The 26,763-nt window shown below is 67.2% G+C and carries 36 protein-coding genes; 33 read left to right on the top strand and 3 right to left on the bottom strand.

The window, feature by feature from the left end; all coding sequences use genetic code 11:
* Window positions 1-36: 36 nt before the first annotated feature.
* From ACWCQ1_RS17575 to ACWCQ1_RS17545, 7 genes are all read left to right on the top strand, one after another.
* Window positions 37-3,855 (top strand): phage tail protein, encoded by a 3,819-nt coding sequence (locus tag ACWCQ1_RS17575; RefSeq protein ID WP_451026841.1) that lies wholly within the window; start codon window positions 37-39, stop codon window positions 3,853-3,855.
* Window positions 3,852-4,694, top strand: a complete 843-nt coding sequence (locus ACWCQ1_RS17570; RefSeq protein WP_451026840.1) for a phage tail family protein — start codon at window positions 3,852-3,854, stop codon at window positions 4,692-4,694. Before ACWCQ1_RS17575 ends, ACWCQ1_RS17570 begins: the two co-directional genes overlap by 4 nt.
* Window positions 4,679-7,156: a Gp37-like protein gene (locus ACWCQ1_RS17565; RefSeq protein ID WP_450863277.1), complete on the top strand. Its 2,478-nt coding sequence runs from the start codon at window positions 4,679-4,681 to the stop codon at window positions 7,154-7,156. The genes ACWCQ1_RS17570 and ACWCQ1_RS17565 overlap by 16 nt, the downstream gene beginning before the upstream one ends.
* Before the next feature lie 12 nt (window positions 7,157-7,168).
* Window positions 7,169-8,476 carry a tail fiber domain-containing protein gene (locus tag ACWCQ1_RS17560; protein WP_450863275.1) on the top strand — a complete coding sequence of 436 codons (1,308 nt, stop codon included), beginning with the start codon at window positions 7,169-7,171 and terminating at the stop codon, window positions 8,474-8,476.
* Between the two features lie 2 nt (window positions 8,477-8,478).
* Window positions 8,479-8,817, top strand: coding sequence for a DUF2746 domain-containing protein (locus tag ACWCQ1_RS17555; protein ID WP_450863273.1), 339 nt, complete (start codon window positions 8,479-8,481; stop codon window positions 8,815-8,817).
* A 70-nt stretch (window positions 8,818-8,887) separates the two neighbouring features.
* Complete coding sequence (locus tag ACWCQ1_RS17550) at window positions 8,888-9,715, top strand: C40 family peptidase (protein ID WP_451026839.1); 828 nt, start codon at window positions 8,888-8,890, stop codon at window positions 9,713-9,715.
* Entirely contained in the window at window positions 9,712-9,912 is a 201-nt protein-coding gene (locus tag ACWCQ1_RS17545) for a DUF7439 family protein (protein ID WP_450863269.1), read from the top strand. The genes ACWCQ1_RS17550 and ACWCQ1_RS17545 overlap by 4 nt, the downstream gene beginning before the upstream one ends.
* A gap of 56 nt (window positions 9,913-9,968) precedes the next feature.
* Here ACWCQ1_RS17545 and ACWCQ1_RS17540 read toward each other — a convergent pair whose 3' ends face one another.
* The 3 genes from ACWCQ1_RS17540 to ACWCQ1_RS17530 all read right to left on the bottom strand — a co-directional run bounded on the left by ACWCQ1_RS17540 (window position 9,969) and on the right by ACWCQ1_RS17530 (window position 12,118).
* Complete coding sequence (locus ACWCQ1_RS17540; RefSeq protein WP_451026838.1) at window positions 9,969-10,373, bottom strand: hypothetical protein; 405 nt, start codon at window positions 10,371-10,373, stop codon at window positions 9,969-9,971.
* 70 nt (window positions 10,374-10,443) lie between these two features.
* Window positions 10,444-11,151: a hypothetical protein gene (locus tag ACWCQ1_RS17535; protein WP_450863266.1), complete on the bottom strand. Its 708-nt coding sequence runs from the start codon at window positions 11,149-11,151 to the stop codon at window positions 10,444-10,446.
* Window positions 11,152-11,191: 40 nt separating this feature from the next.
* Window positions 11,192-12,118, bottom strand: a complete 927-nt coding sequence (locus ACWCQ1_RS17530; protein ID WP_451026837.1) for a hypothetical protein — start codon at window positions 12,116-12,118, stop codon at window positions 11,192-11,194.
* 215 nt (window positions 12,119-12,333) lie between these two features.
* Here ACWCQ1_RS17530 and ACWCQ1_RS17525 point away from each other — a divergent pair, with 215 nt between their 5' ends.
* The 26 genes from ACWCQ1_RS17525 to ACWCQ1_RS17400 all read left to right on the top strand — a co-directional run bounded on the left by ACWCQ1_RS17525 (window position 12,334) and on the right by ACWCQ1_RS17400 (window position 26,737).
* A complete protein-coding gene (locus tag ACWCQ1_RS17525; RefSeq protein WP_450863263.1) occupies window positions 12,334-12,783 on the top strand; it encodes a hypothetical protein in 450 nt (149 codons plus the stop codon).
* A 259-nt stretch (window positions 12,784-13,042) separates the two neighbouring features.
* Window positions 13,043-13,471, top strand: coding sequence for a hypothetical protein (locus tag ACWCQ1_RS17520; protein ID WP_451026836.1), 429 nt, complete (start codon window positions 13,043-13,045; stop codon window positions 13,469-13,471).
* Window positions 13,468-14,403 (top strand): hypothetical protein, encoded by a 936-nt coding sequence (locus ACWCQ1_RS17515; protein ID WP_451026835.1) that lies wholly within the window; start codon window positions 13,468-13,470, stop codon window positions 14,401-14,403. The genes ACWCQ1_RS17520 and ACWCQ1_RS17515 overlap by 4 nt, the downstream gene beginning before the upstream one ends.
* A 46-nt stretch (window positions 14,404-14,449) precedes the next feature.
* Window positions 14,450-14,941, top strand: a complete 492-nt coding sequence (locus tag ACWCQ1_RS17510) for a hypothetical protein (protein ID WP_451026834.1) — start codon at window positions 14,450-14,452, stop codon at window positions 14,939-14,941.
* Window positions 14,938-15,060: a hypothetical protein gene (locus tag ACWCQ1_RS17505; protein ID WP_451026833.1), complete on the top strand. Its 123-nt coding sequence runs from the start codon at window positions 14,938-14,940 to the stop codon at window positions 15,058-15,060. The genes ACWCQ1_RS17510 and ACWCQ1_RS17505 overlap by 4 nt, the downstream gene beginning before the upstream one ends.
* On the top strand, window positions 15,057-15,494 hold the full coding sequence (locus tag ACWCQ1_RS17500) for a hypothetical protein (RefSeq protein ID WP_450863258.1): 438 nt from the start codon (window positions 15,057-15,059) through the stop codon (window positions 15,492-15,494). Before ACWCQ1_RS17505 ends, ACWCQ1_RS17500 begins: the two co-directional genes overlap by 4 nt.
* Window positions 15,495-15,556: 62 nt before the next feature.
* Window positions 15,557-15,967, top strand: a complete 411-nt coding sequence (locus ACWCQ1_RS17495) for a deoxycytidylate deaminase (protein WP_260338011.1) — start codon at window positions 15,557-15,559, stop codon at window positions 15,965-15,967.
* Entirely contained in the window at window positions 15,951-16,823 is an 873-nt protein-coding gene (locus ACWCQ1_RS17490; RefSeq protein ID WP_450863254.1) for an AAA family ATPase, read from the top strand. Before ACWCQ1_RS17495 ends, ACWCQ1_RS17490 begins: the two co-directional genes overlap by 17 nt.
* A 3-nt stretch (window positions 16,824-16,826) precedes the next feature.
* The gene (locus tag ACWCQ1_RS17485) at window positions 16,827-17,204 is read left to right on the top strand and encodes a hypothetical protein (RefSeq protein ID WP_451026832.1); all 378 of its coding nucleotides are present in this window, start codon (window positions 16,827-16,829) and stop codon (window positions 17,202-17,204) included.
* On the top strand, window positions 17,201-17,353 hold the full coding sequence (locus tag ACWCQ1_RS17480; RefSeq protein WP_450863251.1) for a hypothetical protein: 153 nt from the start codon (window positions 17,201-17,203) through the stop codon (window positions 17,351-17,353). Before ACWCQ1_RS17485 ends, ACWCQ1_RS17480 begins: the two co-directional genes overlap by 4 nt.
* A complete protein-coding gene (locus ACWCQ1_RS17475) occupies window positions 17,350-17,766 on the top strand; it encodes a CHC2 zinc finger domain-containing protein (RefSeq protein WP_450863249.1) in 417 nt (138 codons plus the stop codon). The genes ACWCQ1_RS17480 and ACWCQ1_RS17475 overlap by 4 nt, the downstream gene beginning before the upstream one ends.
* A gap of 34 nt (window positions 17,767-17,800) precedes the next feature.
* Entirely contained in the window at window positions 17,801-18,265 is a 465-nt protein-coding gene (locus ACWCQ1_RS17470) for a hypothetical protein (protein WP_451026831.1), read from the top strand.
* The gene (locus ACWCQ1_RS17465) at window positions 18,262-18,627 is read left to right on the top strand and encodes a hypothetical protein (protein ID WP_450863245.1); all 366 of its coding nucleotides are present in this window, start codon (window positions 18,262-18,264) and stop codon (window positions 18,625-18,627) included. The genes ACWCQ1_RS17470 and ACWCQ1_RS17465 overlap by 4 nt, the downstream gene beginning before the upstream one ends.
* Complete coding sequence (locus ACWCQ1_RS17460) at window positions 18,624-18,830, top strand: hypothetical protein (RefSeq protein ID WP_123995392.1); 207 nt, start codon at window positions 18,624-18,626, stop codon at window positions 18,828-18,830. The genes ACWCQ1_RS17465 and ACWCQ1_RS17460 overlap by 4 nt, the downstream gene beginning before the upstream one ends.
* 3 nt (window positions 18,831-18,833) lie before the next feature.
* The gene (locus ACWCQ1_RS17455; protein ID WP_450863243.1) at window positions 18,834-20,033 is read left to right on the top strand and encodes a hypothetical protein; all 1,200 of its coding nucleotides are present in this window, start codon (window positions 18,834-18,836) and stop codon (window positions 20,031-20,033) included.
* A complete protein-coding gene (locus ACWCQ1_RS17450) occupies window positions 20,030-20,359 on the top strand; it encodes a hypothetical protein (protein WP_450863242.1) in 330 nt (109 codons plus the stop codon). Before ACWCQ1_RS17455 ends, ACWCQ1_RS17450 begins: the two co-directional genes overlap by 4 nt.
* Window positions 20,356-20,739: a hypothetical protein gene (locus ACWCQ1_RS17445; protein ID WP_450863240.1), complete on the top strand. Its 384-nt coding sequence runs from the start codon at window positions 20,356-20,358 to the stop codon at window positions 20,737-20,739. Before ACWCQ1_RS17450 ends, ACWCQ1_RS17445 begins: the two co-directional genes overlap by 4 nt.
* Window positions 20,736-21,125, top strand: a complete 390-nt coding sequence (locus tag ACWCQ1_RS17440) for a hypothetical protein (protein WP_450863239.1) — start codon at window positions 20,736-20,738, stop codon at window positions 21,123-21,125. Before ACWCQ1_RS17445 ends, ACWCQ1_RS17440 begins: the two co-directional genes overlap by 4 nt.
* Window positions 21,126-21,127: 2 nt before the next feature.
* Window positions 21,128-23,296: a ribonucleoside-triphosphate reductase, adenosylcobalamin-dependent gene (gene nrdJ / locus ACWCQ1_RS17435; protein WP_451026830.1), complete on the top strand. Its 2,169-nt coding sequence runs from the start codon at window positions 21,128-21,130 to the stop codon at window positions 23,294-23,296.
* Between the two features lie 73 nt (window positions 23,297-23,369).
* Window positions 23,370-23,645 carry a hypothetical protein gene (locus tag ACWCQ1_RS17430; RefSeq protein ID WP_450863235.1) on the top strand — a complete coding sequence of 92 codons (276 nt, stop codon included), beginning with the start codon at window positions 23,370-23,372 and terminating at the stop codon, window positions 23,643-23,645.
* 109 nt (window positions 23,646-23,754) lie between these two features.
* The gene (locus ACWCQ1_RS17425; protein WP_451026829.1) at window positions 23,755-24,021 is read left to right on the top strand and encodes a hypothetical protein; all 267 of its coding nucleotides are present in this window, start codon (window positions 23,755-23,757) and stop codon (window positions 24,019-24,021) included.
* Window positions 24,002-24,511: a DUF6879 family protein gene (locus tag ACWCQ1_RS17420; protein WP_451026828.1), complete on the top strand. Its 510-nt coding sequence runs from the start codon at window positions 24,002-24,004 to the stop codon at window positions 24,509-24,511. Before ACWCQ1_RS17425 ends, ACWCQ1_RS17420 begins: the two co-directional genes overlap by 20 nt.
* Before the next feature lie 27 nt (window positions 24,512-24,538).
* On the top strand, window positions 24,539-25,381 hold the full coding sequence (locus ACWCQ1_RS17415; RefSeq protein WP_450863229.1) for a helix-turn-helix domain-containing protein: 843 nt from the start codon (window positions 24,539-24,541) through the stop codon (window positions 25,379-25,381).
* Between the two features lie 92 nt (window positions 25,382-25,473).
* Complete coding sequence (locus ACWCQ1_RS17410; protein ID WP_450863227.1) at window positions 25,474-25,860, top strand: hypothetical protein; 387 nt, start codon at window positions 25,474-25,476, stop codon at window positions 25,858-25,860.
* Window positions 25,857-26,399, top strand: coding sequence for an NUDIX hydrolase (locus ACWCQ1_RS17405; RefSeq protein ID WP_450863226.1), 543 nt, complete (start codon window positions 25,857-25,859; stop codon window positions 26,397-26,399). The genes ACWCQ1_RS17410 and ACWCQ1_RS17405 overlap by 4 nt, the downstream gene beginning before the upstream one ends.
* Window positions 26,400-26,581: 182 nt before the next feature.
* Complete coding sequence (locus ACWCQ1_RS17400; RefSeq protein ID WP_450863225.1) at window positions 26,582-26,737, top strand: hypothetical protein; 156 nt, start codon at window positions 26,582-26,584, stop codon at window positions 26,735-26,737.
* Window positions 26,738-26,763: the final 26 nt, after the last annotated feature.

Raw genomic sequence — 26,763 nt, 5'->3', positions numbered from 1 at the left:
GTCGACAAGGACAGCAAGGCATCGGTCGACGCCGCCGTGTCGGAGATCGAGCGAGAGCTTCAGAAGCTCGCCGAGACCGACATGAAGGTCAAGCTCGACCAGGCGTCCTTGGAAGAGGCGAAGCGCAACCTGCTCGCCGAGTCCCGCCGGGCTGCTCAGGAGACGGCCGACGAGATTCAGCAGGATCTCGACGCCATCCGCATCAAGCCCAAGCTCGACGAGCAGAAGGTCGCCCAGATCAAGCGGCAGCTCGAAGCAGCCTTCGAGCAGATGCACGCGCTGAAGGCGCAGATCACGCCCGAGCTGGACGCGCTCGCGAAGCGCAAGGTCGAGCGCGACATCGACGATCTTCAAGACAAGATCGACAAGCTCAAGTCGGAAGTCGAGCCCGAGGTCTCCCGTACCGGAATCCTCGGCGTGATGACGCACATGGCGATCCTCACGCGTAACCGGGTCGTCGACATCATCCCGAAGGTGAACGCCTCGGCTGCGGCTGCAACCGTCGCTGCCCTGAAGGCGCTCTCCGGGGCCCGAGTGATCAGCGAGATGTTCGAGGGCCTCTGGGACACGCTCAAGAACCTCGACAAGGGCGCCCCGATGATCGGCACCCTTGCGACGGCCATCGCCGGTCTGGGCGCCTCGGGCATCGCGGCGGCGAGCAACCTCGCCTCGCTGTCCTCGTCGCTGGCGTCGATCGGGCCAACGGCCCTGCTTTTGCCCGGACTTCTGGGCGGCATGGCCGTGGGCCTGGGTGTCTCGATCGCCGCCTTCAAGGACTTCAACAAGGTCGTCCCCGAGGTCAAGTCGGCACTGTCCGGCCTCCAGGACACCATCTCGAAGAACTTCTGGGACAAGGCCGCCGAGCCCATTCGGAACGTCGTCGATGACCTGCTCCCGAAGTTCACTGCCGGCGTCTCGAAGACCGCTACCGAGCTGGGCGGGTTCTTCGGCTCCTTCGCGACCAACCTCGGCACCTCTCTGTCCCCGGCCTTGGACCAGATGTTCAAGGACCTGTCGGACTCGATCAGCATCGCGACGGACGGCACGGACACCTTCGCGTCGATCATCTCGACCCTCGGCCGAGTCGGCACGAGTTACCTGCCCGACCTCGCGTCCTGGTTCGTCAAGATCAGCGAGAACTTCGACGCCTGGCTGAAGAAGAAGGGCGACAACGGCCTCAAGGACATGATCGACCAGGGCATCCAAGCCCTGAAGGATCTCGGGTCCATCCTGGCCGACACGGGCGGCATCCTCGCTGGCTTCGCTCGCGCGGCTGAGTCCGCCGGCGGATCAACGCTCGGCACCCTTGCCGACGCTCTCGACCGCATCCACAAGACTGTGGACAGCGAGGGCTTCCAGAAGGGGATGACCGCAGTCTTCGCCTCGGCCCACGAGGCGATGCAGCGGATCGCCGACGAGTCCGGCCCGGCCGTCGAGAACCTCTTCAAGTCCCTCGGCTCGCTCCTGACGACGATCCTGCCGCAGGTCGGCACGGTCATTGGCACGGCTTTGGGCGCCATCGCGGGCGCCCTCTCGCAGCCCGCCGTGACCGACGGCATCAAGGCCCTGTTCGACGGCATCGAATCCGCGGTGAGTGCCCTCGCCCCGGCGATGGCCCCGCTCGGCGCGGCCTTCGGTGCACTCCTGCAACTGGTCGGCTCCATGCTGACCAGCCTCGGTCCGCTGATCGCGTCCATCCTGACGCCGCTCTCGCAGGCGTTCACCCAGCTCGCCCCCGCGATCGAGCCCCTGATCGGGCTCCTCGGCGAGGCCCTGGGCGGCGTGGTCGCCGCGCTGGCACCGCTCCTGATGTCCGTGGTCGAGGCCGTGACGCCGCTGATCTCGGCACTGGTCGAGGGCCTGGCCCCGATCATCCCCCTGATCACCGAGGCCCTGTCCGTCATGTCGGAGGCGCTTCAGCCGGTCATCGAGATTCTGATGCAGATTCTCACGGCCGCGATCATGCCTCTGATCCCGGTTATCCAGTCACTCGCCGCCGAGTTCCTGCCCCAGATTTCCGAGGCATTCGCCGCCGTCATGGAGGCGATTCAGCCGCTCCTCGAAGCACTGCTTTCCCTGGTGAACTTCCTGATGCCGATCCTGGCACCAGCGATCGAGTTCATCGCGGGCCTCTTCCTGGGCGCCCTGGTCGACGCGATCAAGGGTGTGGCTGATGTCTTCACCGGACTGAAGAACATCTTCGTCGGTGTCTGGGACATCATCGTCGGCGTCTTCAAGACGGTCATCGGCTTCTTCAAGGGCACGATTACCGGCGACTGGTCGACTTTCGGCAACGGCCTGAAGCAGCTCTGGAACGGAATCAAGTCGTTCCTTTCCGGCCTGTGGGACACGATCAAGGGCGCCTTCAATATCTTCCTGAGCGTCGGAATCCTCGGCGTCGGAGGAAAGCTACTCAAGGGCATCGGCGAGATGTTCAAGGGTGGCTGGACGGCCGTAAAGACGATCTGCCTTGAGCTGTGGAGTTCGCTCTCCTCACGGTGGTCGACTTTCCTCGCCGACCTGAAGGCGGCGCCGGGCGCGGCCCTGTCGGCTATCGCCAAGTTCTTCAGTCAGACGTGGGCCGACATCAAGACCGCCGCGACGGCGGCCTGGGACGCAGTGAAGGGCATCTTCAAGTCGAAGCTGTCCGATTGCGTCACCACCGTGAAGGAGCTGCCCGGCAAGGTCAAGGAGGTCTTCTCCGGAGCGGGCCGCATCCTGCTCGACGCCGGTAAGAAGATCATCGGCGGTCTGATCGACGGCATCAAGTCGATGTTCGGTGCGGTCAAGTCCAAGCTCGGCGAGCTGACCAGCAAGCTGACGGACTGGAAGGGTCCGGCCCCGAAGGACGCCAAGCTCCTTTACAACGCGGGCCAGTTGATCATCAAGGGTCTGATAAAGGGCCTTGAGTCGCAGTACGACAAGGTCAAGAAGTCGCTGCAAGACCTCACGGCGCAAATCCCGAAGAACGCCTCTAAGGGATTGAAGGACCGGATCAACAAGGACCGGACCAAGCTCCTTCAGTTGCTCGCCCAGTGGGAGGGCATCGGGAAGAAGCTCGAAGCCGCGAAGGACAAGCTCGACAAGATCCGCGAGGAAGCCGCCAACTACCGGAAGCAGATCGCGGATCAGGTCATCGGCACTGGCGATGTGACGAAGATCGAGGACACCTCGTTCAGCGGAATCTCGTCGGGCCTGAAGAACGCAGTCGAGCAGGCTAAGAAGTTCGCGGCCGTCCTCAAGCGGCTCAAGGATCTGGGCCTGAACTCCACGACGTTCGACCAGATCGCCTCCGCCGGACCGGAGGCCGGCCTCGCCGCAGCCGAGGCTATTGCGAACGCAGGCTTGAGCGGCGTCAACGAGATCAACGACCTGCAAAAGGAGCTGGAGAAGTACGCCAACTCGGCCGGGTCCACCGCGTCGCACTACATGTACGACGCCGGGATCAAGGCGGCCGAAGGGTTGGTCAAGGGTCTCGAAGCTCAGCAGGACGCGATCGAGAAGCAAATGCTCAAGATCGCGGACGCCATGGTCAACGCGATCAAGAAGGCGCTGGACATCCACAGCCCGAGCCGCCTGTTCCGCAAGCTCGGCAACTTCGTCGGCAAGGGCTTCGGCCTCGGCGTCGAGGACCAGCAGACGCACGTGGAGCGCGCGACCAACGCCCTCGCGGCGAGCGCAGTGTCGGGCGCCTCTCGGCATGTCACGGCCGCCGTCTCGGGCGGCCTCTCGGCGGCTGGTGGCGGCCAGTCCGTGACGAAGGTTCTGAACTACTACGCGGGCTCCGGTAGCTCCCTCTCGTCCGAGGAGGAGCTGTTCGCGGCTGCCTCGCGGGCAAGGATGGTCGGCTGGTGAAGCTCGAACTGAGCAGCCCCTCGGACAGGCTCGACCTGGCCGGGTTCGAGACTGACGGAGTGGGGTTCCAGGCCCTTGCCGGCATCACCGGCTTGGGCCTGCCCCAGCTCTCCGTGCAGTGGCTTGAAGGCGCAGGGGACGGCGCCGCCTACCGTGGGCGGCGCGTCCTCCCCCGCGACATCGACATCCCCCTCGACATCGTGGGGCGCAACCGGGCGCACCTCGCCGAGCTGGTGACTCGCCTCGCGCGGGTCCTGGCCGACGAGTGCACCCTGACGTACATCGACGCGGCGGGGGTCCGCTGGTCGACACCGGTCCGATGGATCGGCGGAGGCAACATCGACCCCGGCACGGGTGACCGGGACGTTCAGACCGTCATCACCCTGCGGGCCCCCTCTCCGTACTTCCTGGCGGACTCCGCGCAGACGGTCACGATCGGCGGCACCACGGCGGCCCCGTTCCTGTCGGCCATGTCGTCGATGCCGCTCTCCTCGTCACAGGCGATCGGCTCAGCAGAGCTGACCAATGACGGCGACGTGGCCGCGTATCCGGTGTTCCAGGTGTTCGGGCCGGGTGACAACTTCAAGGCCATCGGCCCCGGCGGGGAGACGCTCTGGTACACGGGCTCGATCACCTCGACGGGCAGCATCACCGTCGACATGGGGACGGGCGTCGTCAAGGACGGCTCGGGCGCGAACGTGTACCGCTACCTGTCCACCGCTCCCCGCTTCTGGTCCGTCCCTCCGGGGACATCGACGATCTCTGTCTCGCTCCTGAACACGACGACCGCCTCGCGGATCGTCGTCTCGTGGCGACCTCGTAAGTGGGTGGTGATCTAGTGCGGCAAGAGGATCTCCTCGTCGAGGTCCGGGACAAGACCCTGACTCGCGTGGGGGCCATCCCTGCGGATCTCCTGACCATGGAGGCGACCGACACCCACAACAACGTCGGCACGTGGAAGCTCCAGATCAACGCGGAGCATCCGCTCGCCGCTGTCCTGTCGACTCCGGGCGCCGGCATCATCGTCACCGGTCCGGCCGACGTGCTGTTCTCGGGGCCGGTCACGAAGACCGAGACGGCCGTGACCGCGACCGATCCCCTGGGCACGCTGACCGTCGAGGGTGTCGACGACACGATCATCCTGTCCGACATGCTCGCCTGGCCCGACCCGGCCAACGGGGATGCCGCCACGCAGAGCCGGGCCTACGACGACCGGACCGACGCGGCCGAGAACCTCATGCACGCGTACGTCAACGCGAACTGCGGGCCGGGCGCCCCGGCCAACCGGCGCCGGACCGGGCTCATCATGGGCACGAACGGCGGGCGCGGCCAGATCGTCAGCAAGTCCCCCCGCTTCCAGCAGCTCGGCGAGCTGTGCAAGGAGCTGGCCGACCCGAACGGCCTGGGCTTCCGGATCGTGCAGCGCGGCTCCAACCTTGTCTTCGAGACGTACGCGGTCGCCGACCGCACGAAGGAGGCCCGGCTCGGCGTCGTGAACAACACGCTCGCCGGTCAGCGGGTCACCGTGTCCACGCCGCAAAAGACTCGCGTAATCGTCGGCGGCGACGGGGACGGTTCCAACCGCCTGTTCGTCGGCGTCGACAACGCCGACTCGCTCGCCGCCGAGTCCGACTGGGGACGCCGCATCGAATCCTTCGTGGACGAGCGGTCGACCACCGACACGGCCGAGCTGACGCAGAAGGGTACGGAGGCCCTCGCAGACGGCGGCACCACCGTGAAGGCGGCCCAGGCCGTACCGATGGAAGACAGCGCTCTCGACTTCGGACGCGACTGGTTCCTCGGCGACAAGGTATCCGTCATCGTCGGCGGCACGGAGATGGCGGCCGTCGTCACGGGCATGGTCCTGAAGGTCGACGAGGACGGCTACCGGCTCGGCGCGACCCTGGGCGACCCGACTCCGCTCGATCCCGACGCGGCGGCGGCTGCCGCGCAGAAGGACTTGGAGTCGCGCGTCTCCTCGCTGGAGCGCACAGCGGAGGCCACCCCGCCCGGCCCTCGCGTTGTCGATCCCGGCGGCATCACGCAGGCCACGCCGCCCACCGCCTACCCGCAGGGCGCGACGACCGAGTTCTACCTGAGCGCCACCGCGGCTACTGCCGGCGGCTGGGACTTCGGTGGCAAGTGGGGCTACGTCACGACCCGCGTGTGGAGTGGCGGCGACGCTACGCAGACTTGGCGCCGGGTCCACGCGAACACAACGGCGCACGAGATGTGGGTGCGTGGCGGCAACTCAACCGGCTGGTCGCCTTGGCGGCAGGTGGCCTTCGACAGTCAGCTCACCGCCTCCGCTGTCACGCAGTCGACGGCCGTCGCGAGCTACCCCGAGGGCGTGTCGACCCTCTACATGACCGACACCGAGGCCACGTCCGGCGGCTGGGACTTCGGCGGCAAGTGGGGAATCCTCGTTACTCGCAAGCTGCGCGGCGACGCTACGCAGACGTGGCACCGAGCGGCGGGCACCTCCGCGACCGAGACGTGGATGCGCTCCGGTAGCGGCTCCGGGTGGGGGCCGTGGCGACAGGTGGCCTTCGACAACATCCTCAGCGCGACGGCGGTCACCCAAGCATCGCTGCCGTCCGCCTACCCAACCGGCACGTCCACCGTGGTCATGGACTCCACGCAGGCCACGGCCGGCGGATGGTCCTTCGGCTCGGGCGGCCGGTACGGAGTCCTGACCACCTTCCACCCCGTCGGCAGCACGTACGCACACCAGACGTGGCGGCGACTGAGCCCGACCGTCACCGAGGAGTGGTTCCGCACTGGGAACGACGCGGCGGGCTGGACGGCTTGGAAGACGGCCGCGCATGCCGAGCAGACCCCGCGCGGAGTGCTGGCCTTGCAGACCCTCGGGACGACGGCCTACGTCGGCGACACCGAGTCCATCGTCTACACCCAGCAGTTCCAGGCTGACGCGGGCCGTTGCTACAAGGTCACGATCCGCATCGCGGCCGTGGACACCGACGCGACGGGCGACAACGCCAACACGAACATCCGGTACGCCAAGCAGAGCGCCATGACGACCGTGCGATGGGCGACCGGTACGACGGTCAGTACGTCCTCGACGGCGATCGGCACGTTCTACAGCACCACGTACGACGACGACTCGAACTCAGCGACCGGCATGGACGCCACCTTCTACCTGAACAACCCCCCGGCCGGGCCGATCACGGTCGGCGTGGGGCTCAACACCCGCCGGGCTGCCGCCACGTACGGCATGGTCCGCTTCCTGCCGTCGACCCTCTCGACTCTCGCGATCGAGGATGTCGGCGCGGCCCTGTAAGGAGTCTCCCCTTTGGCAATCACGTCCTACCCGTTCGACAACCAGTCCGTCACGGAGACCCAGTTCTCCCAGATGTTCCGGGAGTTCCAGGAGTCGGGAGTCGTCGCCTCGTTCGGCGGCTCCGGCTTCACGGTCACGGCCGGTACGGGCATGAACCTGAACGTCTCCTCGGGCTTGGCCTTCCTGCGCGGGCACATGGTGCAGTCGACCGCGACCGAGGTCGTCACCATCCCGGCCGCCGGCACCTCCGTACGGGTCGACCGAGTGATCCTGCGACTCGACCCGTCGCTGAACTCCATCGTCCTCGCGGTGAAGCAGGGCACCGCAGGCTCGACGACCCCGGCCGCCCTGACCCAGACGGACACGGGCATCTATGAATTGCCCCTGGCTCAGGTCACGGTGAATGCGAGCGTCACCTCGATCGCGTCCGGGGACATTCAGAGGACGCGTCCCTTCGTGGGGACTCGCATCCTCGTCTGGAACTCCCTGACCCGTCCCACGAGCCCGCGCCTGGGACAGATCGGCTACAACGCCGACACCTCCGCTTTCGAGTTCTGGAACGACACGGCATGGACGCCGCTGATCTCGAATGTCTCCTGGGCCAACCTGTCGGGCAAGCCTGCGACGTTCCCCGCGTCCGCGCACACGCACAAGTGGGCGGAGATCACTGACGCCCCCACGTCCCTGCCCCCGGCCGCGCACACGCACGACTGGACGCAGGTCACGGGCAAGCCGACGAGCTTCCCGCCCACCTCGCACGAGCACGACTGGACGCAACTCAATAACGTCCCCACGTCGTTCCCGCCGTCGTCCCACTCCCACGCGTGGTCGTCCATCACCTCGAAGCCGAGCACGTTCCCGCCCTCGTCTCACTCGCACTCGTCCTACCTTGAGTCCGGCGACACGATCGCCTGGGCCAACGGCACGAAGCGCGTGCACGCCGACTCCGTGTCTGGCTCCGGGACGTATTACGCGGTGTGGGTGCAGGGCGACGGCACCTTCGCGCGCAACACCAGCTCGCGCCGCTTCAAGCAGAACATCCGGGACATCGACATCGACCCCGAGGCAGTTCTGTCCCTGCGTCCCCGCATCTACGACCGGCGCCCGAAGGAAGAGGGCGGCGACTACCTGCGGGACGAGTTCGGTCTCATCGCCGAAGAGGTCGCCGAGACACTCCCCGAGATCGTCACCTACGACGAAGAGGGACGCATCGACGCCCTGCGCTATGACCTGCTCGGCGTCGCGCTCCTGTCCGTCGTGCAGGACCAGGCCGACCGGATCGAGCGACTGGAGCAGCTCGTCTCGGAGCTGTCCCGTTGAGCATGTCCCCTGACGTACAGGTCGCATTGGTCTCTGCCGGCGGCATGGTCACCGCGGCTTTGGTCGGCGTGCTGGTCGAGCTGGTACGCCGCCAGGGGACAGCCCTCGCCGAGGTGCGCGAGCACGCCCAAGAGGCCCGAGATCAGGTCTCCAACACCCACACGACGAACCTCCGGGACGACTTGGACCGCGTGATCGCGGGACTCGATCGCGTCCTTGACGGCCAGGCCGAGCACAGCCGGGACATCCGCGAACTGCGCGCCGAGTTGTCCCACGAGCGGATCGAGCGCCTGGCCGTCTCCGAGCGGCTCGACACCCACATCTCGACGACCGCCCCCTAAGACCTCCCATTCCCCGAGGCCCTGTCCCCACGGACGGGGCCTTTCGCATGTCCCAAAGGAGGACACCCCCTTGACCACTCAGGCTCAGAAGATCCTCGGCATAGCCAGGGCCGAGAAGGGCTACCACGAGGGCCGGAAGACCGGTCACTGGAACAACGACCAGAAGTACAGCGACGAGACCCCTGGCCTGGAGTGGAGCGACTTTCAGGCGTGGTGCGCGACGTTCGTGTCCTGGTGCGCCATGAAGGCCGGGCTCGCCGACCTGTACCCGCGCACCGCGTCGTGCGCGACCGGCGTCGCCTGGTTCAAGCAGCGCGGGCGGTTCTCGGCCTTCCCCGCGATCGGCGCCCAGGTGTTCTTCGGCAAGAACGGTGGGACGCACACCGGCCTCGTCTACGACTACGACGACGACCCGGACGGCTTCATCTACACGATCGAGGGCAACACCAACGCGGACGGCAGCCCCGAGGGCGACGGCGTGTACGAGAAGAAGCACCGCCGCAAGGACGCCTACGTGTTCGGCTACGGCTACCCGGCCTTCGCCGAGGGCATCAAGTCGGCTGACCCGGCCTGGAAGGACAAGGCCCCGAAGCCCGAGCCCTCGAAGCCCAAGCCGCCGGCACCGAAGCCCGCTCCGGTGAAGACCGCGATCGTGTCTCTTGACCCTGCGGTAAAGCCGGGCGTCCACCACAAGCAGGTCAAGGAGCTTCAGCAGCTCCTCATCAAGGCCGGGTACGGCCCGATCAAGGGAGCCGTGACCGACTTCTACGGACCGGAGACTCAGCGCGCGGTGGCCCGCTTCCATGACCGGAACCCGAAGTACCGAAGCGGCCTGCACGACCCGAAGATCGGGCCGCAGGGCTTCATCGCTCTCCAGAAGCAGGCGGGCCGCCGATGAGCAAGCACCGCAAGCCCGTCGCCGCCGTCCTGTCTGCTCTGCCCGTCCGCTACCGCTCGCGCGCCGGGGCCGTCGTCGCGGCCCTGGGCGTGATCGTGAGCGTCGCCGCCACCGTCTACGCCGACCGGCCCGAGGTCGCCCTGATCGTTCAGGTAGCGACCGCCCTGGGCCTGGTCGAAGGCCGGGACTCCGAGTAGCACTGCGCCCCCCTGCTGGCCCTTCGCGGGTCGGCAGGGGGGCGCCTTTCGTCGTCTCAGGACTGCTTGGCCTTGGCCTTCTTCTCCGCCTCGATCTGATCCAGCGTGGCCACGCGGGTACGGCGTCGCCGCTGTGCCGGGGGCTTCTCGGCCGCCGTCGTCTTCTTCGCGGTTGTCTTCTTGGCGGTTGTCTTCTTGGCGGTCGTCTTCTTGGCCGTCGCCTTCTTCGCCGCAGGCTCGGGCTTCTCGCCCTCGTCCACCGCGTTCAGGTAGAGCGGTCCTTGCTCCGCCTCTTCCGCCGGCACCAGGGGGCCGAAGACCTTCTCGACGGGGGCAATGTCCTCGGCGCACAGGTCGCGCGTCACGCCCTCACCGTTCTCAGGGGTGAGCGTGTACCGCGTGGCGGGGCGGTCCTTGCGTTCGCAGATGTCACAAACACGCACGGTGATCGTTAGATCCATTCTCCGCTCCCCTCGCCTGCGGCTTCCTCGCGACGATTCCACCGCAGGCGAGGGGGCTGGGTCAAAGTTGTCAGGCGGTCTGGGGCTGGATTCGCTTCAGGTAGCGGCTGCCGGTCCGGCGGTCGCGACCCATGACCTTCGCGAGGTTGGGGCCGTTGACCTCCTTGCCCTGGGCGGCGAGGGTCTCGGCGGCCTTGCGGATCTCCTCGTCGCTCGGGCCGGGGCGACCGGGACGGCGACGGGCGCGGGCCTTGGCCACCTCGTCGACCGGCGGCTCGATGCCGTCGAGGGTGGGCTGAACGGGCTCGGCGTCCTGGTCCTGGTGCTCGTCCTGGCCCTGGCCCTCGACGGTCTGCGGAGCCTCGGCCTGCACGGGTCGTGCGGAGCGGATGACCATGTGGGCGACGTGACCGGCGACGATCGCGGGGACGGCCGAGACGGCTGCGACCAGGGCCTTGGAGGAGGTCATGTACCCGGCCGCGATCCAGTGGGCGACGACCTGTCCCGTCAGGGTCATGCCCAGGGCGCCTATCGCACCAGCGACGGCCGAGCCCCGGCCCTTCTCCCCCTTCTCGCGGCTCTCGGTGAACCAGACCGCGACGACGGCGTAGACGCTCATGCAGACCGGCATGCCGGCGGCGACCCACTCGCCCCATCCGGCGGTGCGGGCGAGCTGGTACTCGCCGGGGGCGGACATGGCGAGGGCGACGGCCAGGACGAGGGCGCCGACGACGTAGGCGTACCAGGGCAGACGAGGCAGGCGTGCAGACGTAGACATGGGTGTGCCTTTCAAGGCGGTGCAGGTGAAGGGGAGGGGGTTACTTGGCCATGGCCGCGCGAGCGGCGCGGAAGGCGGCGAGGCCCTCGGGGGCGAGGGGGCCGCGCTCGGCCCCGGCCTCGTCGAGCAGCTCGCGAACGGAGGCGGACAGCTCGACGCCCGAGCAGACGCCGCAGATGCCGGACTCCTGGCCAGCGGGGAGCAGACGGCCGCAGCCGTCCTCGCAGTCGGCGTACTGCTTCCACTGCCGCTTGCGCTCGGGGCGCTTGCGGTCGAGGCGGTCAACGATCAGGCGCGCGGCGGAGTAGACCTTCGCGGGAAGGCCCTGGGTCACGGCGTCGGTGATCTCGCCGATGGTGGCACCGCGGTCGAGCCAGTCGGCGACCTCGGGGGCGAGCTTGCCCACCTGCCGGTCGGACAGCTTCAGGCGGCTGTCGATCGCGGCGAAGCGGCGCAGGATGCGGGCGGCCTCGGCGGTCTGTTTGTCCTGCTTCTCGCTGGTGCCCTCCCTCTGCTCAGCCCCGGTCGGGGCGTCGCTGTCCTGCGGAGGGAAGGGAGGGATCTTTCCCTGGTCCTTGGAGGAGTTCCTTTCCCCCGAAGGGGACGTTCCCGCGTTCCCAGGGGCCGGGTCTCCGGTTGCCGGAGATGCGGGAACCGGGGAGACCTCCGTCTGGGGAAGGTCATGGATGGCCGTCTCGGTCCACACGCGGCCGGTCTCCGGGTCGCGGATGGTGAACCGGAAGTAGTAGCCGTGGGCCACCAGCTCATCGAGAGCGTTGGCGACGCCCTTGCGGCCTACGCCGGGGTTGTTGTCGGCCAGGGTGCGCACGTCTTCCTTGGCCCCATCGGGCAGGGAGATCAGGTGCAGCCACAGGCCACGCGCGGTGAAGGACAGCTTTCGGTTACGGGCAGTGCTATTAGGCACCACCGTGAAGTCCCGATCGTGCCGGGTACGATGGATTCGCATTGGGAGCTACCACTCTCAGTGCCAGACCCCGGAGCGTTGGCGCGCTGCCGGGGTCACTTGTTTTCACTTGAAGATCGACATCTCTGTCGGGTCACAGCTTGACATGATCAACGTCTGAAGGTCAACCTTTACATCGACAACTGAAGCTCAGGACTCATCCTCCGGGATGACGGCCGCGTGCAGAAGTGAGACCGCAAGCCGATGAAGGGGGAGACATGCCCAAGTCCAAGATCGTCGATGAAGAGGAAGTTAAGCGCTGGTTCGAAGAGGGCCAGACGTACGAGTGGATGCAGACGCAGTACCGCGAGAAGTACAACATCGAGACCTCAGTCCCCATGTGGTCGGCGTACCGAAGGCGCAGAGGGCTCGAACGCCGGAACCTACGCGATGACCAGTTGCTTCCCTGGAAGATCAAGGACGAGCACCGTCATCAGTACCCGGCCCTCATGCTGCGGGCCGAGGCTCGGCGTCGCGCCGGCAAGGAGCTGACCGAGCGCGACGAGCGCCGCCTTGCGTCCTGGAAGCGGATGCTCGACGAGGACAAGCTCGTCGTGCACTACGACGGCGAGACCGAGGACGGCTTCTTCTACGTGCCGCGCGAGGAGCGCGACAAGGACCTGATCCGCGAGCCGCGCGCCAAGACCGGCAACAAGGCTCGTGACTGAACAGTACACCGACTATCGAACGTTCTCGAACGACTGTTCGTATCCACCCCCCGGCTGATCGAGCGGGGGGTTTCTCATTCTCAGGTCGTATGCACCCCTGACCTGGAGCTAGGTAAGTTAAGCGGACGGTAAACGTCCGGTGAACGTCACGTGTGGACGATCACAGAGTTCGGATACCGGACGCACATTGACACTGTGTGTGGCCACCACATAGAACAGTGACCAGTAAGTCTCATGTTTACATCGAGGGGGGTCCAGCATGCCGCTGAAGGCGACGAGCGCTGAGCCCGTGACGCCGCCGTACGGCACGAAGTGCCTGTTCGTACGGGACGGCGAGGACGTGCGCAACGAGGGAGCGCTCTCCGATCTGTACGGGCTCGCAGGTCTCACGAAGGCTCGACACATGATCAAGGAGGGGACCCTGCTCAGCGCTGTCAAGTTGAACCTGCCAACTGGTATGTCCCTCGTCGGAGACCCCTCCGCCTGGGACTGTGCCCTGATCGTCGACACGAAAACCCCGGCGGCCTCCATGCGCAAGGCGCTCGACCTGGTGAAGCTCATCGGACTGGAGCTGATCCCGGAAGAGGAGCACGAGCCCGAGCTGCTGGACGACGGAACGGTGCGCTTCTGGCTCGTCCCGTCCAACCCCGAAGACCCGTTCGCCGAAGAGATGGAGCCCACCGCTTGAAGATCGTCGACCTGACGCCGACGCCGACCGTCCCTCGTGACGGCTGGGACCGGCCGCTCGTCATCCCGAAGCAGGGCGGCAAGCCCAGGGCGCTGACCCGTACGACGACGTTCATCGACTGCATCGAGGACAAGAGTGCGCTGTCCGACTGGCACAAGCGCATGACCCTGGTAGGGGCGGCCAAGCGGCCTGACCTTCTGGACGTGGTGAGGCAGCTCGACCCGGAGGACCAGGCCGACAAACGCAGGCTCACGGCCCTCGCCGAGCAGGCGATCGACATCGCCGGGGCGAACACGAAGCGGGAGAAGGGCACGCACCTTCACACGCTGTCGGAGTACGTAGACCGCGGTGAGCCCCTGCCCGCCGGCACCGCCGTGCGCGACCAGCTCGACATGGCCGCCTACATGGGGGCGACCGTCGAGTTCACCGTGAAGGCCGTGGAGAAGTTCGTCGTCGTCCCCGAGCTGGGCACGGGCGGTACGTTCGACCGGCTCTTGGAGTACGCCGGGCCCGGCCCGGACGGCGAGCACGTCGAAGGTCACTTCATCGGCGACCTGAAGACGGGCAGCGTCCAGTACGGCGCCCTCAAGATGGCGTCCCAGCTCGCGGTCTACAGCCGGGGCGAGTTCTACGACTACACCCGCTTCCCCGTCGACCCGGCGGACAGGAAGGCGTTCGCCGCGTGGAAAAAGCGCGAGGTGCCGGCGGACGAGGCGGCCCAGGCGTACACGCCTCTGCCCGGCCACGTCTCCCAGAAGTGGGGCATCATCATCAACCTGCCTGCGGGCTCCGCCGATTGCACCCTGTACTGGGTCGACTTGGAGATCGGCTGGGCTGCGGCCAAGCTCGCCCGCGAGATCCGCGCCATGCGCAGCGTGAAGAACGCGATGCTTCCGTGGGTGACCGGCCTCACAGATCCGAAGGCCGCTTAACTGCGGCCCGCGTGTTAAGTTTGTACCCAGAGACCAAGGGAGTGAAGTGAACGCAGATCAGGCGGAACTCGTCACGTCTTACCCGGACGGGACGATCGGCGTCACCATCAAGTACGGCAAGGGCTACGAGGACACATGGGCCGTGTTCCGTGGCTCCGTGAGGCAGGTCCGTCAACTGATCTGCGACTACTTCGGGTTCGAGTGTAAAGATGTAACCAGTCTCTCGCTGAGCGATCTGGTCGTCAATGCGACGAACCTCGCCCACGGCAAGGGCAACATCGCCTCGATCCTCGACGCCCGGATCATCCCGGACGGCGCTCCCGAGCAGCTCCCGGCGAACGACCCCTGGGCGGCGGCCACGGCTGCCAAGCCTGAACCCAAGGCCGACAACCCGTCCGCCTGGATTCTCGGCGAGATCGAGACGCAGACGACCATCGCCGACCTGCAAAAGCTGTGGGCGGCGAACCAGGCGATGTTCGCCGACCCCGCCGTCATGGCCGCCTACAAGGCCCGAGGCAGGGCCCTGAAGAACGGATGAGGCCGATGGTCGTCGTCCTCGCCCTGGTCCTGGCGGTGTCCGTACTGGGCGCCGTCATCACACCGAGGCTCTCCGAGCCCACCCCCTACACCCGCACTGAAGGAGAAGAAACCGAGTGACCCTGAACTTCGTCGAGATCCCGACCGCTGGCGGCGGCTGGTTCAAGCCCGCTGATGTGAAGGACGCCGTGGCGTTCCTGATCGAGGTCAACTCGTACGAGGCCCAGCGCCCCACCCCGAACGGTCCGAAGGACTCGGCGCTGTGCGACATCACCGTGTTCAAGGACCGCGAGGCCCTGGAGAAGCTCGCCCCCGAGGTCAACAAGGGCACGCGGGTCGAGCAAACCCTTCTCGCCCGTGACCTGGAAAAGGTCGTCGGCAACGCCACGATCGTCAAGCTCGACCAGGTTCCGCCGAAGCGGCCGGGCGCACACCCGGCATGGGTGTGGCGTCCCGTGAACGACGCCGCTGTCCGCCAGAAGGTCATCGAGTACGCCCAGGCCCGCGAGGCCGCCGTTCAGGCCGCCGTCGCCGAGGCCCCGTCCTTCGACTGATCCCGCGAGGAGCTGGGGGCTGGTCGCAAGGCTGGCCCCCGCCCTCGGGTCTGGAGGACCCCGTGAACCGTCCCGACTGGGACTGCTGGGCGATGAGCATCGCCGACGCCGTGGCCACTCGTGCGGACTGCACGCGGGCCCAGGTCGGCGCCGTGCTCCTGTCCCGTACGAACCGCGTGCTCAGCGTCGGTTACAACGGCCTGCCGGCGGGACTGCCGGGCTGCGCAACGGCCGCGAACTGTCCGCGCGGTCGGCTCTCCGTCGAGGAGTGCGCCCGCGATTCGGACTACTCGAACTGCGCGGCCGTCCACGCCGAGGCCAACGCCATCCACCACGCCGACCCCGCCCAACTGCGGGGCTCGACCTTGTACGTCACCCGCAAGCCGTGCCCGGCCTGCCTGACCCTGATCCGTTCGGCGGGAATCCGCCGCGTCGTCCACAGAGAGGAGCCGCCGAGTGCTGACCCCCGCTAGGTCGCTGGCCCTGCATGCCGAGTCCGGCAAGGAGCTGCCGCGCGTCGAGGCGTTCGATGCGCTGTACGGCATGGGATGCCGCCCGCGTCACGGCGAGGTCATCATGATCGCGGGCCGGTCGGGCACGCAGAAGTCCGGCTTCGCCCTGTACTGGGTGGCGCAGATGAACCTTCCCACCCTGTACTTCTCCGCCGACATGTCCGCCTTCACCGCGTCCTCGCGGCTCGCGTCGATGGCGACCGGCGACACCACAGAGATGGTCGAGGCGGGCATGGCGGCCGGAGGCCGTCACCGCGAGGAGTACCTCTCTTCGCTGGCCCCCCTGAACATCACCTTCTCGTTCGGCTCGCCGATCACCTGGAAGACGGTTGACGAGGAGCTGGAGGCGTACGTCGAACTGTGGGACGCCTACCCGGCCGTGCTGGTCTTCGACAACCTCATGGACTTCGAGGGCGCCGAGTCGGACTACACCGAGCAGATGTCCGTGATGAGCGGCCTCACCGAGCTTGCGCGCGCGACCGGCGCGACCGTGATCGTCCTGCATCACGCGAGCGACAAGAGCTGGGAGGCGAAGTCGGACCCGTGGGCCCCGCCGTCCCGAGACCAGGTGAAGGGCGGTCTCAGCGAGAAGCCCGAGCTGTCCCTGTCGGTCGCCCTGGACCCGACCTCGCACGAGTACCGGGTCGCGGTGATCAAACAGCGCATGGGCCCCTGTGATCCCACGGCCAGGCGGTACGCGTCGATGCGCTGTCACCCCGAGGTGACCCGCTTCTCGAAGCTCGAACGGGTCGTGCCGATGGCCACTCCCTCTCAGCCCTGGTCTCCGACCGGCATCCTCAATCAGAAGGCGGTGTAAAGTTTGACCCCAAAAACGACCGAGCGGAACCGTGCCAACCGGCGCAAGGGCGCCGCCTGGGAGACCGAACTCCTCGCGGGCCTGCGGTCCGTAGGAGAGGACGCCGAACGGCTCCGGCTGGCTGGTGCAGAGGACGAGGGCGACCTCGTTGTCCGTGAAGACGACGGCCTGTTCACGGTCATCGAGACGAAGAACGCCAAGCTCGAACCGGGCCCGTTCCTCGACGAGGCCGAGCGCGAGCGGCTCAACTTCGCCAAGCACAGGGGTATTCACCCCGATCAGGTGGAAGCGATCGTCGTCGTCAAGCGCCGGGGCAAGGGATGGCGCAAGGCGTTCGTCCTGACCACGGTCGAGGCGTACTTCGGACTGGACGCCGAATGACCGCGCTGACGTACGAGGAAGAGGCCGAGCGCGAGCGCCTGGTCCTGGAGCTGGGCCGGTTCGATCTGGAGACAGCTGCCGGCGCCGGGCTCGAATCCCTCGGATACGACGACGACAAGGGGTGGTTCGTCGGAAGGCGGGCCTCATGAGGTTCAGCCGGATCGACAACGACCACCAGGGCGAGAGCGAGAAGCCGACCCTCGAAGCGGTCTTCGCCCACTACGAGATCGAGTTCGACGACCACCGCGCGAAGGGCATGACGCACTGCCCGTTCCACGAGGACGACACCCCGTCCTTCTCCTGGAACACCGACCGCCAGGTGTGGAAGTGCCACTCGTGCAACGAGGCCGGGGACTCCTACACGCTGATCATGAAGAAGGAGAAGACCGACTTTGTCGGAGCCAAGCGTTTTGCAGCCTCTCTCGCCTTCGCAACGCGAGATGTTGGAGGAGGCGACCGCGGCCTATCAGGCAGCTCTTACGCCGGGCGTCGCAAGGTACCTGCTCGATCGCGGGATCGGGCGGGACGAGGCAACTACGTACCGGCTTGGCGTCGTCGGTGACCAGCCCTTTCCCGGCCACGAGAAGTACCGGGGCATGCTCGCCATCCCCTACCTCGACCGGCATGGCAGTCCGCTGACGATCCGCTTCCGCTGCCTTGAGGAGCACGACCACCGGGCCAACTTCCACGGGAAGTACAACACGATCAAGGACGACCCGCCCCGCATGTACGGGATCGACTCGGTTCACCAGGCCGGGGACACGCTCGACGTGGCGGAGGGCGAACTCGACCGGATCATCCTGCGGAAGATCGGCCTTCACGCGGTCGCCATCCCCGGCGCCGCCCTCTGGCAAGGACGCCACAGGCGGATGCTCGCAGGCTTCAACCGCGTCCGCGTGTGGGGCGACCCGGACGACGCGGGCGCCGAGTTCACCGCCCGCATCTGCCGGGCCCTGCGGTCCGCGAAGGCCGTACGGCTGCGTGACGGCGACGTGACCGACACCTACATCCAGGGGGGCGCTCACGCCCTCCTCGACCTGATCAAGGAGGACACCCAGTGACCGAGGCGACCACCGCCAAGAAGACCGCCGGCAAGCGGCCCGCCCGTGCGGCCGATCCCCTGGCCGCCATCCTGACGGAGGTCCGCAACCAGGCCCGGACGGTCGGCGACCTTCCCCCGAACCTCGTCGGCGGACACCTGCCCTCGCGAGGGGCCGACAACTACCGCATGCGGGCGGACGACTGGGCCGCGATCAACGAGGCCCGCGAGGACGCCGGGACGCTCGGCGTTGACGGCCTGGCCGTCCAGACCGCCTTCGCCGCCTTCGGCGGTCGCACCGTCGACGAGATCCGCAGCGGCCTCGTACGGCTGGCCGCTCTCGCCGTGTCGGCCGTGGCCCAGATCGACAGGGGGCCGAAGTGAGCGATCCCCTGCCGGGCGAGCCGGGCCCGACCTTGAAGCGGCTGTACGAGGAGCTGGAGCCGGACGTACGCGAGACGGTCCTCGTCCGGCTGCTGGACGGCTCCTCGGCCGAGCGCCTGGCCCTGGTCCTGCGCAAGCACGGACACCGCGTCTCCGCCTCCACCATCCGCACCTACCGCCGTTCCCTTCGTGATGGAGTGTAAAGTTTGAACCAGTCCGAGCTGCTGAACGACCTTCTCGCCACGCCGACCGCCCCGGCCCTCGCGGGCCGCCAGGCCGACCCCGACAAGGACTTCACCCGTCAGATCGAGGTCACTGGCGACGCGGCCGAGGTGACCGTGCGCGGTCCCGAGGGAATCGACCCGGAGTCCACGGCGGCCGATGTGCTCCGCGCCCACCACCTCGACCCCGCCGAGTGGGAGATCACCGGCTTCCGGTCGAGCGAGTGGACCATGCCGAACGGCGAGCCGGGCGTTTCAGCCCGCTTCTCCTTCGGCCGCCGCAGGGTGCCGGCGATTCTCGAGCGTCCCAATGTCGACGAGCTGCTTCGTGTCTTCGAGGACCACATCCCGGCGCCCCGCTCGGCGGAGCCCGAGGACGGCGAGTGGACGTACGTCATCGCCCTCGGGGACATGCAGTTCGGCAAGGTTGACGGGGACGGCTACGAAGGCACCCTGCACCGCGCGATGGACTGCATCGACAAGGCCGCCGACCTGCTGTCTCAGTACCGGTGGCGGTACAAGATCGAGCACGTCCACCTCGCCTGGCTCGGCGACCACATCGAAGGCTTCGTCTCACAGGGCGGCTCGAACGTGGCCCGGACCCAGCTCACCCTTACCGAGCAGATCCGGTTGACCCGTCGTCTCATGACGTACGCGATCCTCCGCCTCGCCCCGCTGGTCGCCCGACTCACGGTCGTCGCGGTGCCCGGCAACCACGGTGAGGCCGTCCGTGTGCTCGGCAAGGGCATGACCCGCTACGACGACAGCCATGACACCGACGCCCTGATCTCTGTCGGCGAGGCTCTAGCCCTGGCGGGCGAGGAGTACGCGCATGTCGAGGTGTACGTCCCCGACACGGACGAGCTGACGGTCGTCGTCGAGTGCTCGGGCACGGTCGTTGCCCACGCCCACGGCCACCAGTGGCGGCCCGGCAAGCACTTCGAGTGGTGGCGGGGCCAGGCGTTCGACAAGACGAGCGCGATGCACACCGCGGATCTGCTCCTCGCCGGTCACCTGCATCACGAGTTCATCGACACGGACGGGCCCAGGACGTTCATCCAGGTCCCCGCCATGGAGTCCGAGTCGACGTGGTGGCGGCACCTGAAGGGCACGCGCGGGGCGCCCGGACTGCTGGTCATGGTCACGAAGGACGGCGACGTGCCGGTCAAGGAGGTGGTCAGGTGAGCGCCTCACCGGGCGTCGACTGGCGGGTCCTCGACCTGCCCGAGGTCGTGGCCCTCGCGGGCCGGGCTGCCCGCCGCATCGCGGACGGCTACGAGGACACGCTGACGATGGAGTACGAGGACGCCCGGCAAGAGGCGCTCATCATCCTGGCGACGAAGCCGCAGATGGTGAACGAGTGCCTCGCGGACCCCGCGCTTGGGCTCGGCGTGCTCTATCACCGCCTGGTGCTCGATCTCGTCGACCGCGTGAAGACCGAGGCCAAGCGCCGCATCCGGCACACCTCCTACGAGGCGGCCTGCAATGCGGCCGAGAGGGGCCGCGTGTGAGCGGTTACGACCGGCGCCTCGTCGAGCACCTCCTTCCGGCCGTGTGGGACGTGGAAGCCGCCTACGGCATCCGCAACCCACAGGCCCCGGACGCCGACATGCCGCGCGGGACCGTCGACAAGAAGGCCGCCGGCACCCTGTTCGCCCACCTCGCCGACATCCGGCGGGGCTGGGCGACCGCCCCTCTCTCCCTGGTCGAGAAGCGAGCGCTGTTCATGCACTTCGCCCTCGACTGGGACGACCGCCGGATAGCGGCCCGCGAGGCGGTCACCGACCGCGCCGTCCGCTACCGGCTCGAACGAGGTGTCGGCAAGCTCGCCGCCCACCTCAACGGCACTGACTACATCGACAGCTACGACGAGTTGGAGGACGCAGCTTGAGCGAGACCCCGCCCGAGGGGCCGGTGATCGTGGAGCCCCCGGCCGGTATGGGCCCGGAAGAGTACGAGTTTTGGGACGACGCCACCCTCACCTACTACGAGCGCCAGGACGACGGCACGGTCATCTCCCGGCCCTACAACCAGAACGAGGTCACCCAGTACCAGGCCCGAGCCGCCCTCGACAGCCTTCAGCAGGAGGCCACGACGGCGATTGACTACCTGAGCGACCGGATCGACCTGAGCCTCGCCTATCTGGCGCTCACGGCGCCGACCGCCGAGGAGACGGCGGCGCAGATCAAAGTGCTGTCCGACCTCGCCGCATACAGCGCCGGAACCCTGAAGCGGGTCATCAAGGTTCTGTCCGTCCTGCTGAACCGGCCGGTCTGATCTTGGCCGAGCCGCTGACCATCACCACCCAGAAGGAGAACCCCATCAACACCCCCGTCGTCCCGTTCGGCCCGACCGGTCAGACCGTCTACGAGCGCACCTACAGCCGGACCAAGGCAGACGGCACGCGCGAGACGTGGCCCGAGACGGTCCGCCGCGTGGCCGCCGGCAACCTGGCGCTCGTCTACGGTCCGGCCGAGGGCTGGAGCGACGCCGTACGGGCCGAGCATGACGAGCTGGTCGCCCTCATGGACCGCTTCGCCGTGCTCCCCGCTGGCCGCCACCTGTGGGCGTCTGGCGTGAAGGGCAGGCAGTACCTCTTCAACTGCCACGTCTCAGGCTGGGGCGAGAAGCTGTCCCGCCACTTCGAGTTCAGCTTCATGCGACTCATGGAAGGGGGCGGTGTCGGTGCGAACTACAGCTCCCGCTTCCTGGTCCCGTACGGCCTGCCTCGCCGGGCTCTGACCGTTCACGTGGTGTGCGACCCCTCGCACCCGGACTACGAGGAGATGAAGGCCGCGGGTCTCCTCTCGACCGCCTACGACTCCGACTGGGCCGGAGCCTTCGAGGTCGAGGACTCCCGCGAGGGCTGGGCCGCCGCGATGGTGGACCTGATCGACACCTTCATGACCGACGACGAGGTGAAGCACAGCGACCGCGTGTACGACGTATCGCGCGTGCGTGGCAAGGGCGCCCGCCTGAAGACCTTCGGCGGCGTCGCCTCGGGCCCGGCCCCCTTCGGCCGCATGATGCAGGAGATCGGCCGCGTCATGTCCGACGCCTCCCGCCGCGAGTTCTGCTTCTCGTACTGCTCACGCGAGCTGTGCCACGACTGCACGAACCGCCGGCACCTGACGCCGACCGAGGCCATGGAGATCGACCATGCCATCGCCGAGTGCGTCGTCTCGGGTGGCAACCGGCGCTCGGCCCGCATGGCGATCTGCCACTGGGCGGACCCGTACATCGACGACTTCCTGTCGTGCAAGCTCGACCCCTCGAAGCACTGGACCACCAATGTGTCGGTCGAGATCGACCAGGACTTCATCGAGTACCTGTCCGGCGACCGGTTCGACGACTTCGGCCCCGGCGGCACGGAGCTGGCCCGCAAGGTGCACCGCAAGGTCGTCGAGGGAATGCTCGCGAACGGCGAGCCCGGCTACTGGAACTCGACCTTCAGCAACGAGGGCGAGCCCAACACGGTCGTAGCGACGAACCCGTGCGGCGAGATCGCGCTCATGCCGTGGGAGAACTGCAACCTCGGGCACATCAACCTCGACGCCTTCGTGGTCGACGGTCACGAGGCGTACGACGAGACCGGCCTGAAGCGGGCCCACGAGCTGATGACCCGCTTCCTGATCCGGGCCACGTACGGCGACGTGAACGACGCCGAGCAGGCCGAACGCCTGGCCGCCAACCGGCGAATCGGCGTCGGCCACCTGGGCGTTCAGGGGTTCCTCGCCAAGCAGGGCATCCGCTACAGCGAAGCGCCGGCGCACACCCGCTTCCGGCTTCTCCTCCGCCGCCTGAAGCGCACGGTCCGGGAGGCCGCCCGTACGTACGCGTTCGAGCTGCGGATAGCCGAGCCGGTCAAGGTGACCACCGTGGCGCCGACCGGCACCGTGGCCAAGCTGCCTGGCGTGACCGAGGGCATCCATCCCGTCTACGCCAGGACGTTCCTGCGGCGCGTCCGCTTCTCGCTCGCCGACCCGGCACAGGCCGCGAAGGTCGAGGAGTTCAGGGCGGAAGGGTACGAGGTCGAGCCCTGCGTCTACGACGCCTCCGGGAACACGGCCGTCGTCTCCTTCCCCACGCTGGACAAGCTCGTCGAAGAGGTCGAGGCGCGCGGCTACCCGGCGGACCTGGTGGAGTCGGCCGACGAGCTGTCCCTCGGCCAGATGCTTGCCTTCCAGGCGATGTACCAGGCGGAGTACGCGGACAACGCGGTGAGCTTCACGGCGAACGTGCCCGAGGGCCTGGACGTGGACGAGACGGCGGACGTGATCGAGAAGTGGCTGCCCCACCTGAAGGGAACCACGATCATGGTCGACGGCACCCGACCGCAGGCCCCGTACGAGCGGATCACCCGCGAGCAGTTCGAGGCGTACGAGTCCTATCGGGTCGAGGACTCCACCGACGAGGAGTGCTCGAACGGCGCTTGCCCGATCAGGTAACTGCCTTGTGTAGAAGCTAAGTTGGGCCCCTTTCGAGGGGCCCTTCTGGCGTTCCCGCAGGTAGAATGGCTACATGACGTTCAAGATGACGTGGGCGCTGGTCGCCGAGCACGCAGACGAGTGGACCGGCAGCGACTTCCGCGAGGCGGCTGCGGTCCTCGACGAGAAGATCGGGACGGCCGTCTCTGAGAGCGGCATGAACCCCGATGCGCAGGCTCACTTCCGCGAGACGTTCCTCGCCCCGGTCCGGGACGGCATTAACGTCGCCGGGAAGGCGGCAGTCGAGGCCGGGCGAGAGTGGAGCGAGGCCGCGGGTCCTCTGCTCGTCGCCCTGACCCCGGCTGCGTAAGGTCAACTTCGGCACCCGTGGCAAGTCCTGGCAAGTTTCTCGACGTCTCGGTGCTGCTTCGTGCAGGATCAGGCACAGAGGGCGACACCAGCCTCACGAGGAGGGCATCATGGCACTGCGCAAGCTCGGCAAGGACCCGAACAGCCCCAACGGCAACTCGCCCACCGTGTACTTGGACGAGGAAACGGACAGGTACCTCGTGCAGGGGTTCAAGGTTGTGGACGAGGAGCGACTCGCCGAACTGAACCTCCCTGCCCACGAAACGGTGGTGGACATCCCTCGGTACATGGCGAAGTTCTTCCTCGACATCGACAAGGACCCCGCCACCGCCATCCCCGACCCGGAGGAGAAGAAGGGTGCCGGCCCCAACGTTTGAGGAGCTGTTCCGCGACTGCCACAGGACTGCCGTCCATCTGGAGTCGCGCGACGCTTACATGAAGTCGGACCCCGTTTTCCTCGACTGGCAGGCCGGTGCGACCATCGACCCGGCGGAACGCTGGGGTGCCTGGCTCTCCATTGTCTCGGAGGCCGTGTCCCGAGGAGTCGAGGTGCGACGGGCGCGAATCGTCTCGGTTCCCGTAAGCGAGTACATTCGCTTCGAGCACGAGGTGACGGCGCGGCTGAATATCGCGGCGGGTGAAGATGTACGTTGGCTGTCGCGGCGAAATGCGACGGGCCTGTCCCTGCCGGGAAACGACTTCTGGGTTTTCGACTCCAGCCTTGTGTACGTGAATCACTTCGACGGTGAAGGCGAACCTACGGAGCCGGAACTCACAGAGGACCCGGAGATCGTAAAGCTCTGCGGAGCCGCATTCGAGGCCGTCTGGAGCGTAGCCACGCCCCACGCAGAGTTCGAGCTGTACTGAAACTTCGCATAGGATCGCCACCGCAAAATGGAACCGGCATCTTCGAGCGTCCAGGAAGCCCGCAAGTCGCTCGGACGGCGCCTTGGTGAAATCCGAAAGTCGGCCGGGCTCACTAAGAGAGCCCTGGCTCAAGGACTCGGATGGCACGAGTCGAAGGCATCGCGCTTCGAGAGCGGCACACGTGCGCCCTCGGAGCGCGACCTTCGTGCGTGGTGCCACGCATGCGGTGCGGACGATCAGGCCGAAGACCTGGTTTCGACGGCCCAGGGCATCGAAGGCATGTACGTCGAGTGGCGCGAGATGGAGCGCGACGGCCTCACCTATGCCCAGCGGTCCGCCCTGCCGCTCTGGGAGCGCACTCAGCGCTTCCGCTTCTACTCGCCGTGGCTGATTCCCGGCCCAGTGCAGACCGCCTCGTACATTAAGGCGCTGCTGACTTCCATTCGCGACCACCGGGGCCTCGCCGACGACATCGACTCCGCGGTTGAAGTCCGCGTCGAGAAGCAGAAGATCGTCTACCGGAATCACCAGTTCTCCATCGTGCTGGAAGAGGACGCCCTCTACCATCGTGTCGGCGGGCCGGCGGTCCTGGCCGGACAGCTCGGGTACCTGCTCACAGTCATGGCTCTGCCCACAGTGAGTATCGGAATCATTCCGCGAGATATCGAACGGCCTTTCATGCCCGTCGAGGGGTTCTTCCTCTTCGACGATCACACTGTGAACGTCGAACTGGTATCCGCGCACCTGACTGTCGTACAAAGGCATGAGGTCGCAATGTACGCCGAGACCTTCACGGCACTGGCCGAACTCTCCGTCACTGGGCACGCCGCACGCGACATCATCACCAGGGCCATCAATTCACTCGACTGAGCCTGGCAAGTATGGGCACACTCCTGGAGTTATGCTCGCCGCCCCTCCTACCGTTATGCGCACGGTTCCAAAACGTGCCTGGGAGGGACGTGATGGCATTGGCAAGTCCGGGCAAGTCGGAGGTACTTGCGGACGAATTCGAGGACGACGGCGACCCCTTTAGCGTGGCGGAAGCATCCTCGCTTAGCGACACCGTTCTCACGTTCCGCCTGGGCACGACGACTCGCGAGCAGTTGGACCGCTACTTGCCGCGACTTGCCAACGAGTTGAGCGGCATCCTCGACACGGACTTGGGCGCCCAGGAGGACGGCGATGTACAGCAAATCGTCCGCAAGGCGAGGAAGCTGATTGAACTCCCGAACAGGCCGACCAGCGAGACGCCGACGTTCGGAACCTTCATCTACCTCCGAGATGTCGCAACCCTGTTGCGCCGGCTGCTGTGGATCTACACCGCGCGGAACGATCTGGAGGCGCCGTGACGGTCAGAGAAGACCAGATCGTCCGGGAGCTGTCCCACTACATCGCCAAACACCCAGAAGAACAGATGGCGTTGATGCCGGTCTACGACGCCGCCGTGGACCACTCGCGGCGCCGAGCCTGCACCCACGACCAGCGCTGCCCTGTCGTGGTGACGGGGGCCGTCGTCGTGAACGAGGAGGGCCGCGTCCTCTGCCTGCGGAACGGGAACGGCTATGCGCTCGCCGAGGCCCAGCCGGAAGAGGAGGACGACACCCTCAGCGGTGCGGCCCTACGCCTGCTGACCGAGCAGATCGGCATCCGCGACGTGTGGACGCAGCCCGGCTCTGAGGGCGCCTTTCTGGTCGACGTGACCAGGCCGGGCCAGCACAGCTACGGGCCGCGCCTCCGCGTCGGCATCCGATACCTGTTCCGCGCCCACTCCGGTGCCGTCTTCCCCTCGATGATCGACATGGGCGCAGCGGCCTGGATGCCCCTCGCCGAAATCGGCATCGAGGCCGTCCGCAGGCGCGTAGAGAGCCACTTGATCGGAATCCAGTGAGCCCCCGCAATCAACAACTCGCCTACATCGCAAGCCTTTTGGCGCTCGGCGGCGCCATCCTGCTCGGAATCTGGAGGGGCTGAATGCAGTACGTGCACAGGAGTGCCAGGGCGACGCACGACGAGCCGCCCCCTCCGCCAGTCGGAACGGTCCCCACGCACCGGCCGCCGTCTGATGTCCGCGTGGGCGATTTCATCCTCCTCGACGGCCAGTACCAGCGAATACAGGACATGAGGTCCACCGGCACCGCCTCGGTCCGCGTCCTGCACTTCGCCGGACGTGCCCCCTGGACCATGCGCGAGGCGCAGACCACTTACCGGCCCATCGACTACTGCTGATCGCAGCCCCCTCGGGCCCGCACGAC

The sequence above is a fragment of the Streptomyces sp. NPDC002144 genome (genome assembly GCF_053593695.1).
Note: the sequence above shows the minus strand (reverse complement) of the source record. Positions and strands in the feature narration are given on the sequence as shown.

Bases quoted from the DNA above. Each gene is read 5' to 3' on its own strand.
- ACWCQ1_RS17430 (WP_450863235.1), top strand. From the start codon at position 23,370: ATGACGTTCAAGATGACGTGGGCGCTGGTCGCCGAGCACGCAGACGAG.
- ACWCQ1_RS17505 (WP_451026833.1), top strand. From the start codon at position 14,938: ATGAGGCCGATGGTCGTCGTCCTCGCCCTGGTCCTGGCGGTGTCCGTA.
- ACWCQ1_RS17535 (WP_450863266.1), bottom strand. From the start codon at position 11,151: ATGTCTACGTCTGCACGCCTGCCTCGTCTGCCCTGGTACGCCTACGTC.
- ACWCQ1_RS17530 (WP_451026837.1), bottom strand. From the start codon at position 12,118: ATGCGAATCCATCGTACCCGGCACGATCGGGACTTCACGGTGGTGCCT.
- ACWCQ1_RS17525 (WP_450863263.1), top strand. From the start codon at position 12,334: ATGCCCAAGTCCAAGATCGTCGATGAAGAGGAAGTTAAGCGCTGGTTC.
- ACWCQ1_RS17415 (WP_450863229.1), top strand. From the start codon at position 24,539: ATGGAACCGGCATCTTCGAGCGTCCAGGAAGCCCGCAAGTCGCTCGGA.
- ACWCQ1_RS17520 (WP_451026836.1), top strand. From the start codon at position 13,043: ATGCCGCTGAAGGCGACGAGCGCTGAGCCCGTGACGCCGCCGTACGGC.
- ACWCQ1_RS17540 (WP_451026838.1), bottom strand. From the start codon at position 10,373: ATGGATCTAACGATCACCGTGCGTGTTTGTGACATCTGCGAACGCAAG.
- ACWCQ1_RS17470 (WP_451026831.1), top strand. From the start codon at position 17,801: ATGCTCGCCATCCCCTACCTCGACCGGCATGGCAGTCCGCTGACGATC.
- ACWCQ1_RS17480 (WP_450863251.1), top strand. From the start codon at position 17,201: ATGACCGCGCTGACGTACGAGGAAGAGGCCGAGCGCGAGCGCCTGGTC.
- ACWCQ1_RS17475 (WP_450863249.1), top strand. From the start codon at position 17,350: ATGAGGTTCAGCCGGATCGACAACGACCACCAGGGCGAGAGCGAGAAG.
- ACWCQ1_RS17545 (WP_450863269.1), top strand. From the start codon at position 9,712: ATGAGCAAGCACCGCAAGCCCGTCGCCGCCGTCCTGTCTGCTCTGCCC.
- ACWCQ1_RS17425 (WP_451026829.1), top strand. From the start codon at position 23,755: ATGGCACTGCGCAAGCTCGGCAAGGACCCGAACAGCCCCAACGGCAAC.
- ACWCQ1_RS17410 (WP_450863227.1), top strand. From the start codon at position 25,474: ATGGCATTGGCAAGTCCGGGCAAGTCGGAGGTACTTGCGGACGAATTC.
- ACWCQ1_RS17555 (WP_450863273.1), top strand. From the start codon at position 8,479: ATGTCCCCTGACGTACAGGTCGCATTGGTCTCTGCCGGCGGCATGGTC.